At 73.3% G+C, this 9,647-nt stretch carries 8 protein-coding genes; all 8 read right to left on the reverse strand.

Going from position 1 to position 9,647, the window contains the following annotated elements; all coding sequences use genetic code 11:
* Position 1: 1 nt before the first annotated feature.
* Positions 2 to 520 (reverse strand): arginine repressor, encoded by a 519-nt coding sequence (locus tag ABT336_RS18655; protein ID WP_350897874.1) that lies wholly within the window; start codon positions 518 to 520, stop codon positions 2 to 4.
* Positions 517 to 1,443 carry an ornithine carbamoyltransferase gene (argF, locus tag ABT336_RS18660; RefSeq protein ID WP_350897875.1) on the reverse strand — a complete coding sequence of 309 codons (927 nt, stop codon included), beginning with the start codon at positions 1,441 to 1,443 and terminating at the stop codon, positions 517 to 519. Before argF ends, ABT336_RS18655 begins: the two co-directional genes overlap by 4 nt.
* Complete coding sequence (locus ABT336_RS18665) at positions 1,440 to 2,630, reverse strand: acetylornithine transaminase (protein ID WP_350897876.1); 1,191 nt, start codon at positions 2,628 to 2,630, stop codon at positions 1,440 to 1,442. The genes argF and ABT336_RS18665 overlap by 4 nt, the downstream gene beginning before the upstream one ends.
* Positions 2,627 to 3,565, reverse strand: a complete 939-nt coding sequence (gene argB / locus ABT336_RS18670) for an acetylglutamate kinase (RefSeq protein ID WP_350897877.1) — start codon at positions 3,563 to 3,565, stop codon at positions 2,627 to 2,629. The genes ABT336_RS18665 and argB overlap by 4 nt, the downstream gene beginning before the upstream one ends.
* Positions 3,566 to 3,679: 114 nt before the next feature.
* A complete protein-coding gene (gene argJ / locus ABT336_RS18675) occupies positions 3,680 to 4,852 on the reverse strand; it encodes a bifunctional glutamate N-acetyltransferase/amino-acid acetyltransferase ArgJ (RefSeq protein WP_350897878.1) in 1,173 nt (390 codons plus the stop codon).
* Between the two features lie 43 nt (positions 4,853 to 4,895).
* On the reverse strand, positions 4,896 to 5,900 hold the full coding sequence (gene argC, locus ABT336_RS18680; protein ID WP_350897879.1) for an N-acetyl-gamma-glutamyl-phosphate reductase: 1,005 nt from the start codon (positions 5,898 to 5,900) through the stop codon (positions 4,896 to 4,898).
* A gap of 171 nt (positions 5,901 to 6,071) precedes the next feature.
* Positions 6,072 to 8,618, reverse strand: coding sequence for a phenylalanine--tRNA ligase subunit beta (gene pheT, locus ABT336_RS18685; protein ID WP_350897880.1), 2,547 nt, complete (start codon positions 8,616 to 8,618; stop codon positions 6,072 to 6,074).
* Positions 8,619 to 8,658: 40 nt separating this feature from the next.
* On the reverse strand, positions 8,659 to 9,647 hold a 989-nt coding region (pheS, locus tag ABT336_RS18690; RefSeq protein ID WP_350897881.1), incomplete at its 5' end, for a phenylalanine--tRNA ligase subunit alpha.

Raw genomic sequence — 9,647 nt, forward strand, 5'->3', positions numbered from 1 at the left:
GTCAGTTCTCCGGCAGCCGGGCTTCGGGGTTGTCGTCGCGGCGGGACCAGGCGGAGAGCTTCTCGCCCAGCGCCGCCCCGCCGACGGTGTCCCGGGCCACCACGAGGATGGTGTCGTCGCCGGCGATGGTGCCGACCACCTCCGGCAGTCCGGCCCGGTCCAGTGCACTCGCCAGGTACTGGGCCGCACCCGGTGGGGTCCGGAGCACGGCGATGTTGCCGCTGGCGTCGACCTCGTTCAGCAGCTCCCGCAGCAGCCGGACCAGCCGGGCCGGGGCCGCCTCGGCGTCGCGCAGCGGACGGTGTCCGTCCTCCGGGATGACGTACACGCCGCGCCCGTCACCACCCCGGGCGGTCACCGCGCCGAGTTCCTTGAGGTCCCGGGAGAGGGTGGCCTGCGTCACCTGGATGCCGTCGGTGGCGAGTAGGTCGGCCAGCTCGGTCTGCGAGCGGACCGCCCGTTCCCGGATCAGCTCCACGATCCGGGCGTGCCGGGCGGCCCGGGTCAGGGGGCCGGTCACCCCCGGCCCTCCAGCAGGAAGGCCAACAGGGCCTTCTGCGCGTGCAGTCGGTTCTCCGCCTGGTCGAACACCACGCTCTGCGGCCCGTCGAGGACGTCGTCGGTGATCTCCTCGCCACGGTGCGCCGGCAGGCAGTGCAGCACGATCGCGTGCGACGCGGCGTACCCGACCAGTTCCTTGTTGACCTGGTACGGCAGGAACGGGGTGATCCGGTCCAGCCCGTCGGCCTCCTGCCCCATCGAGGTCCAGGTGTCGGTGGCGATCACGTCGGCGTCGCGTACCGCCTCGACCGGGTCGGTGAGGACCCGGACCGATCCGCCGGTGTCGGCGGCGAGCTGCGCGGCCCGCTCCAGGACCACCGGGTCGGGACCGAAGTCGGCCGGACCGGCCACCCGCACGTGCATCCCGGCCAGCGCCCCGGCGAGCAGGTACGAGTGGGCCATGTTGTTCGCCGCGTCGCCGAGGTACGTCAGGGTCCGTCCCTGCGTACCGCCGAGGTGTTCCCGGACGGTGAGCAGGTCGGCCAGGAGCTGACAGGGGTGGAACCCGTCGGTCAGGGCGTTCACCACCGGGACGCTCGCACCCGCGGCCACCTCGGCGATCCGGTCGTCGCCGTGGGTGCGCAGGACGATCGCGGTCACGTACCGGGACAGCACCCGACCGGCGTCGGCCAGGGTCTCCCCCCGACCGAAGTGGGTGACCTGGGTGTCCACCACCAGGGGGTGGCCACCCAGTTCGGCGATGCCGACGTCGAACGAGAACCGGGTACGCAGGCTCTGCTTGTCGAAGAGCACCGCCACCGACTTCGGGCCGGCCAACGGCTTGTGCCCGTACCGGTCGGCCTTGAACCGGGCGGCCAGGTCGAGCACGGTGGACTGCTCGGCGGCGGTGAGGTCGTCGTCGCGCAGGAAGTGCCGGGTCATGCGGGGGTCTCCGTCTCGGTGGGTCGGGCCGCGTCCAACGCGGCCGGCAGGGCGGCCAGGAAGGCGTCGACCTGGGCGGGGCTCAGGATCAGCGGCGGGGCGAGCCGGACCACGTCCGGCTGCACCGGGTTGACCAGGAACCCGGCCTCGCGCAGCGCTGCGGTCACCGCCCCGCTGACGGGCGCGGTGAGCACCACGCCGAGCAGCAGACCGGCACCGCGTACCTGCACGACCAGCGGGTCGCCGAGCGCCTCGACTCCCCGCCGCAGCCGCTCCCCGACCCGCTTGACGTGGTCGAGCAGCCCTTCGCTGGCGATGGTGGAGACCACCGCCAGGGCGGCCGCGCAGCTGACCGGGTTGCCGCCGAAGGTGGTGCCGTGGGAGCCGGGGCGGAGCAGGTCGGCGGCCGGGCCGAAGGCCAGGCAGGCCCCGATGGGCAGCCCACCGCCGAGCCCCTTGGCCAGGGTCACCACGTCGGGCTCGACCCCCTCGGCCTGGTGGGCGAACCAGTGTCCGGTCCGGCCGATCCCGGTCTGCACCTCGTCGAGCACCAGGAGGGCACCGCGCCGGGTGGTGATCCGCCGGGCCGCCGCCAGGTAGCCGGCGGGTGGCACCACGACGCCGTTCTCCCCCTGGATCGGCTCCAGGATCACCATCGCGGTGGCGTCGGTGACCGCCGCCTCCAGGGCCGCCACGTCGCCGTACGGGACGTGGGTGACCTCGCCGGGCAGCGGGCGGAACGGGTCGGCCTTGCTCGGCTGACCGGTCAACGCCAACGCCCCCATGGTCCGCCCGTGGAAACCACCCTGGGTGGCGACGACGTGGCTGCGACCGGTGAGCCGGGACAGTTTGAACGCCGTCTCGTTGGCCTCGGCACCGGAGTTGGTGAACAGGACCCGCCCGGGTCGCCCGGCCAGCGCCAACAGCAGCTCGGCCAGGGCGATCGGCGGCTCGGCGACGTACAGGTTGGAGACGTGTCCGAGGGTGGCGACCTGCCGGGACACCGCGGCCACCACCGCCGGGTGGGCGTGCCCGAGGGCGTTGACGGCGATTCCGCCGAGCAGGTCGACGTACTCCCGGCCGGCCTCGTCGACGACCACCGCGCCCTGGCCGGAGACCAGGCCCAGCGGGGGTGTGCCGTAGTTGTCCATCATGCTCTGCCGCCAGCGCTGCACGAGCCCGGTCATGACTGTCCCTCCCGGTCGGCGGCCGTCTCGGTGACCGAGGCGGTGGTGGGCTCCGGCACGACCATCGTGCCGAACCCCTCGGAGGTGAAGACCTCCAGCAGCGTGGAGTGGGCGACGCGCCCGTCCACGACGTGCGCGGCGGGCACCCCGCCGCGCACCGCGCGCAGGCATGCCTCCATCTTGGGCACCATCCCCGACGCCAGCGACGGCAGCAGTCGGGCCAGGTCGTCTGCGGTGATCTCGGAGATCAGGCTGTCGGTGTCCGGCCAGTCGGCGTAGAGCCCCGGCACGTCGGTGAGGACCACCAGCTTGCGGGCCTGCAGGCCGATGGCGAGGGCGGCGGCGGCGGTGTCGGCGTTGAGGTTGTGCAGCACCCCGTCGACGTCCGGCGCCACAGTCGAGATGACCGGGATCCGACCGGCAGCGATCAGGTCGGTGACCGCCGAGACGTCCACCGACTCGACGTCGCCGACCTGCCCGACGTCGACGGGCTCCCCGTCGACGTACGCCGGGCGGCGGACGGCGGTGAACAGGCCCGCGTCCTCACCGGAGAGGCCGACGGCGAAGGGTCCGTTCGCGTTGATCAGGCCGACCAGTTCCCGGCCGACCTGGCCGACGAGGACCATCCGGACCACGTCCATCGCCTCGGCGGTGGTGACCCGCAGGCCACCCCGGAACTCGCTGGCGATGCCGAGGCGACCGAGCATCGCCGAGATCTGCGGTCCGCCGCCGTGCACCACCACCGGCTTGAGACCGGCGTAGCGCAGGAAGACCATGTCGGCGGCGAAGGCCCGCTGCAACTCCGGGTCGATCATGGCGTTGCCGCCGTACTTGACCACGACGGTGGCCCCGGAGAACTGCGCCAGCCAGGGCAACGCCTCGATCAGCGTGGCCGCCTTGGCCTGGGCCTGGGTGAGGTCTACCGAAAGTTTCACTGGGCCGTCTTTCCGTTCGCGACTGCGGGACTCCGCTGCGCTGCATTCCTCGCGCTCACCGGTCCACCTCTTCGTTCGCGACTGCGGGACTCCGCTGCGCTGCATTCCTCGCGCTCACGTCGAGTAGGCCGAGTTCTCGTGGACGTAGGCGTGCGAGAGGTCGTTGGTCCAGACTGTCGCCGAGGCGGAGCCGGCGTGCAGGTCGACCCGGATGGTGACGTCCCGGCCGGAGAGGTCCACCTTGGAGCGGTCCTCGGCGGCGGCACCGCCGCGACACACCCACACCCCGTTGACCGCCACGTCGAGTTCGTCGGCCTCGAAGGCGGCGGAGGTGGTGCCGACGGCGGCGAGGATCCGACCCCAGTTCGGGTCGTTGCCGAACAGCGCCGTCTTGACCAGGTTGTTGCGGGCCACCGCGCGCCCCACCGCCACCGCGTCGTCCTCGTCGGCCGCCCCCACCACCTCGATGGCGGCCTGCTTGGTGGAGCCCTCGGCGTCGGCGAGCAACTGCTGGGCCAGGTCGTGGCAGGCGGCGGTGACCGCGTCGGTCAGCTCCTGCTGGGTCGGCTCGATGCCGCTGGACCCGCTGGCCAGCAGCAACACCGTGTCGTTCGTGGACATCGCCCCGTCGGAGTCGAGCCTGTCGAAGGTGACCCGGCAGGCCGCGCGCAGCGCCGCGTCGAGGGTCGCCGGACCGGCCACCGCGTCGGTGGTGAGCACACAGAGCATCGTGGCCATGGCGGGGGACAGCATCCCGGCGCCCTTGGCCATCCCGCCGACCGTCCAGCCGGTCCCGGTGACCACTGTCGTCTTCGGCCGGCTGTCGGTGGTCATGATCGCTTCGGCGGCGGCCGGTCCCCCGTCGCGGGCGAGGCCGCGTACGGCTGCCTTGACGCCCGGCAGGAGCTTGTCCATCGGGAGCCGTTCGCCGATCAGACCGGTGGAGCAGACCGCCACGTCCCCGGCCCCGACCATCAGGCGGGCGCTGGCCGAGGTGAGCACCGACGCGGTGTGCTCGGCGGTGGCGTGGGTGTCCTGGAACCCGGCCGGTCCGGTGCAGGCGTTCGCACCACCGGAGTTGAGGATGACGGCGCGGGCCACCCCGCCGTTGACCACCTGCTGGGTCCAGAGCACCGGGGCGGCCTTCACCCGGTTGGCGGTGAAGACCCCGGCCACCCCGGCGTCGGGTCCCTCGTTGACCACCAGGGCGACGTCCAGGGCACCGGCGCTCTTGAGCCCGGCGGCGACGCCGGAGGCCCGGAACCCCCGTGCGGCGGTGACACTCATGCCGTCGTCTCCTTCGTCGTCTCGCTGCTCGACCGGGGCGACCTCACGGGGCCACCCCGTAGACGGACAGGCCGGTCTGCTCGGGCAGGCCGACCATCAGGTTGGCGCACTGGACGGCCTGACCGGCGGCGCCCTTGCCGAGGTTGTCGATGGCGCTGACCACGATCACCCGGCCGGAGTCGACGTCGACGGTGGCCTGGAGGTGGCAGGAGTTGGAGCCGAGGGTGGCCCCGGTGTGCGGCCACGCCCCCTCCGGCAGGACGTGCACGAACGGGGAGTCGGCGTACGCCTGCGCCAGGACCGCCCGGGGGTCGACCCCGTCGGTCAGCGGCAGGGCGGTCACCGTGGCGAGGATCCCCCGGGGCATCGGGGCGAGGATCGGAGTCAGGGAGAGGCCGGTCGCCCCGGTGGCCTGCTTGATCTCCGGCACGTGCTGGTGGGCGCCGACCTTGTACGGCGACAGGTCCCCCATCACCTCGCTGCCGAGGAGGTGGGTCTTGGCGGCCTTGCCGGCCCCGGAGGTGCCGGAGGCGGCGACCACCACCACGTCGGCGGGGCTGACCGCACCGGCGGCGACCAGGGGGGCGAGGGCGAGGGTGATGGCCACGGCGTAGCAGCCGGTGTTCGCCACCCGGGTCACCCCGGCGATCTCCGACCGCTGACCGGGTAGTTCGGGCAGGCCGTAGCTCCAGGTGCCGGCGTGTTCCCCGCCGTAGTACCGCCGCCAGGCAGCCCCGTCGCGCAGCCGGTGGTCGGCACCGAGGTCGACCACCTTGACCGTGTCGGGCAACCCGGCGGCCAGTGCCCCGGACTCCCCGTGCGGCAGGGCCAGGAAGACCAGGTCCGCGTCGGCGAAGGCGGCCGGTTCGGTCGCCCCGAACACCTGGTCAACCCCGACGAGCTGCGGGTGTACGGCGCTGACGCGCTCGCCGGCCTGCCGGTGTGCGGTCGCGGCGACCAGCTCGAACTCCGGGTGACCGGCGATCAGGCGCAGCAGTTCACCCCCCGCGTACCCGCTCGCCCCGGCGACCCCGACCCGAATTCCCATACCTACCTCCGCATGACTATGCAAAGGAGGCTAGCAGGCCGCGTTACACAGCCGCAATGTGTCATGCAGCCGACCGCATGCCCATGCAGCACCGTCAGCCCCGCCGATGCGAGGTGGGAAGGGGCCCCTTCTATACGGGAGGCGTTAAGAAGGGGCCCCTCCTTACCTCGGTCAGGTGCCGCGGAGGGTGGCCTGGTGGAGGTCGGCGGCGCGGGCCACGGCGGCGTCCCGGGCGGCCACCGCCTCCTCGACGGTCAGGGTGCGGTCGGGTGCCCGGAAGGTGAGCTTGTACGCCAACGACCGGCGTCCCGCCCCGAGCTGCTCCGAGGCGTACACGTCGAACAGGCGCACGCTCTCCAGCAGGTCACCGGCCCCCTCGACGAGGGCCCGCTCGACCTCGGCCGCCGGTACCCGCTCGTCGACCACCAGGGCCACGTCGATCAGGGCGGGCGGGAAGCCGGAGACGTCGGGCGCGGGAACCACCGGGGCGTCCGGCAACGCGTCGAGGTCCAGCTCCATCGCGGCGGTCCGCCGGGGCAGTTCCAGCCCCGCCAACACCACCGGGTGCAGCTCACCGGCGTGGCCGACGACGACCCCGTCGACGAGCAGCTCGGCGCAGCGGCCCGGGTGCCAGGGGGCGAACTCCGCCGCCCGCACCTCGACCCGGTCGGCCGGGACACCGGCGGCGGCGAGCACCGTCCGACCGGCCTCGATCGCGTCCGCCCAACCGGCCGGGCGACCCGGCCCCCACCAGCCCGCCGGCTCCACGTCACCGGTGAGGACCACCGCGACGTGCTGCGGCTGCGCCGGAACCACTGCGTCGGCGGCGGCGAACTCGGCCTCGGCGGGCCGCCTGTCGACGCCCATGACCGGCGGGGACCCGGCGTCGGCCCGGGGCAGGAACACCAACCCGATCTCGTACAGGGCCAGGTCACGCAGGCCCCGCCCGAGGTTGCGCCGGACCGCCTCCAGCAGCGGGCCGAGCAGCGTGGTGCGCAGCAGCGGCTCCTGCTCCGACAGCGGGTTGGCCAGCCGGACCGCCGGTCGCCGGGGGTCGTCGTCGGCCAGGCCGAACCGGTCGGCGAGGTGCACCCCGACGAACGGTTGGCTGAGCACCTCGACGTGACCCTGCTCGGCCAGGGACCGGGCGACAGCCCGGCGACGACGCTGCCGCCAGGTCAGGCCACGTCCGGGGGGTGCGGTGGGCAACACCGACGGCACCCTGTCGTACCCGTCGAGGCGGACCACCTCCTCGACCAGGTCGGCCGGGTCGGTCAGGTCGGGTCGCCAGGGCGGCGGGGTGACGGTGAGGACCTCGGCGTCGCCGACAGCCGCCCCGACACTGCCCGGGTCCTCGACGAGCCGGTCCGCACCCCGGGTGACGGTGCACCCGATCTGCTCCAGGATCGCCACCACCCGCTGCGGCGGGTACGCCACTCCGACCCGCCGGGCGGGCAGGTCGACGGGCAGGGTCACCGGCGTACGCGCCGCCACGTGATCCAGGTCGAGGATGTGCTCACCGGCGGTGCCTCCGGCGTACTCGGTGAGCAGCGTGACAGCGCGTTCCACGGCGACCAGCGGCATCGTCGGGTCGACGCCCCGCTCCCACCGCTTCGCCGCCTCGCTGAACAGCCGGTGTCGACGGGCGGTCCGCCCGACCATCGCCGGATCCCAGTGGGCGGCCTCGAAGAGGACGTTGGTGGTGCCGGCGACGACCTCGCTGGTCTCCCCGCCCATCACCGCGGCGAGCGAGATCGGCCCGGTGTCGTCGCAGATCACCATGTCCTCGGCGACGAGGTTGCGGGCCACCCCGTCCAGGGTGGTGAGCTTCTCCCCCGGCTCGGCCCGACGGACCACCAGGTCTCCGCTGAGCCGGTCGGCGTCGAAGGCGTGCATCGGCTGGCCGAGTTCGAGCATCACGTAGTTGGTGATGTCCACCGGCAGGGAGATGCTGCGGATCCCCGCGACGGTCAGCCGTCGCCGCATCCACTCGGGGGTCTGCGCGGTCGGGTCCACCCCGGTCACCAGTCGGGCGGCGAACCTGTCGCAGCCCACAGTGTCGAGCACCCGCACCGGGTACGCCGGTTCGGCGGTACCGGCGGGGGCTGGTGCCGCCCCCGGGTCACGCAGCGGCACCCCGAGGGCGTGGGACAGCTCCCGGGCCAGGCCGCGCAGGCTCAGGGCGTACCCACGGTCCGGGGTGACCTCCAGTTCCAGGACCACCTCGTCGAGGCCGACCACCGGGCGGGCGTCGTCACCGGGCGCGGCCGCCACGTCGGCGGGGAGCACGATGATCCCGGAGTGGTCGTCGCCCAGGCCCAGTTCCTTGGCGGAGCAGATCATGCCGTGGGAGTTGCGACCGTACGTCTTGCGCGCGCCGATGGCGAAGTCGCCGGGCAGGACCCCGCCGGGCAGGATCACCACCACCCTGTCCCCGGGGGCGAAGTTACGCGCCCCGCAGACGATCTCCTGCGGCTCGCCGGTGCCGTTGGCGTTCCCGACGTCGACCAGGCAGAACCGGATCGGCTTCTTGAAGCCGGTCAGCTCCTCGATCTCGCGTACCTCGCCGACCACCAGCGGTCCGGTGACCGACCCGCTGAGGTCCTCGACGGAGTCGACCTCGATGCCGAGGTCGACCAGGGCCTGGGCCAGGTCGCCGGTGGGCAGGTCGGCGGGGAGGTCGACGTACTCCCGCAGCCAGCTGACAGAGACTCGCATGACTTCAGACCACCGTTTCCGTGACTCGTACCCGCATCGCCTACGCCCCGACCCCGAACGCGCTGGTGAACCGCACGTCGCCCTCGACCAGGTCCCGCATGTCGCCGACCCCGTGCCGGAACATGACGGTCCGGTCGATGCCCATGCCGAAGGCGAAACCGGAGTAGACCTCCGGGTCGATCCCGCAGGCCCGCAGCACCCTCGGGTTGACCATGCCGCATCCGCCCCACTCGACCCACTGCGGGCCCTTGCGGTGCTCGGGGAACCAGACGTCGAACTCGGCCGACGGCTCGGTGAACGGGAAGTAGTGCGGCCGGAACCGGGTCTTCGCTCCCTCGCCGAACATCGCCCGGGCGAAGTGGTCCAGGGTGCCACGCAGGTGGGCCATGGTGATGCCCTCGTCCACCACCAGGCCCTCGATCTGGTGGAAGACCGGGGCGTGGGTGGCGTCCAGTTCGTCGGTCCGGTAGACCCGGCCGGGGGCCACCACGTAGATGGGGGGCCGCCGGGTCAGCATGGTCCGCGCCTGCACCGGCGAGGTGTGGGTCCGCAGCACCAGACCGGAGGTGTCGGTGCCGGTCGGCGGGGCGACGTGGAAGGTGTCCATCAGCCCGCGCGCCGGGTGGTCGACCGGGATGTTCAGGGCGTCGAAGTTGGTCCACTCCAACTCGACCTCGGGCCCCTCGGCGATCTCGTAGCCCATCCCGACGAAGAAGTCGCTGACCTGCTCCATCAGCAGGGTGACCGGGTGCCGGGCGCCCCGGGGCCGCCGGTCGTGCGGCACTGTCACGTCGACCCGCTCCTCGACCAGCACCCGGGCTGCCTGCTCGCGGTCGAGGACCTCGGCTCGGGCGGCGTAGGCGGCCTCGACGGCGCGGCGGGCCTCGTTGACCCGCTTGCCCGCGTCCGACTTCGCGGCCGGGGGGAGCGCGCCGATCTCCCGGCGGGCCAGCGACACCGGGGACCGGTCCCCCAGGTGCGCGGGGCGCAGCGCGGTCAGCGCGTCGGGGTCGCCCGCCTCGGCGAACG

Source organism: Micromonospora sp. NPDC000207, from assembly GCF_040300925.1.
GTDB lineage: Bacteria > Actinomycetota > Actinomycetes > Mycobacteriales > Micromonosporaceae > Micromonospora.

Coding starts and splice junctions, on each gene's coding strand:
- argF (WP_350897875.1), bottom strand. CDS start 1,443: ATGACCCGGCACTTCCTGCGCGACGACGACCTCACCGCCGCCGAGCAG.
- ABT336_RS18665 (WP_350897876.1), bottom strand. CDS start 2,630: ATGACCGGGCTCGTGCAGCGCTGGCGGCAGAGCATGATGGACAACTAC.
- argJ (WP_350897878.1), bottom strand. CDS start 4,852: ATGAGTGTCACCGCCGCACGGGGGTTCCGGGCCTCCGGCGTCGCCGCC.
- argC (WP_350897879.1), bottom strand. CDS start 5,900: ATGGGAATTCGGGTCGGGGTCGCCGGGGCGAGCGGGTACGCGGGGGGT.
- pheT (WP_350897880.1), bottom strand. CDS start 8,618: ATGCGAGTCTCTGTCAGCTGGCTGCGGGAGTACGTCGACCTCCCCGCC.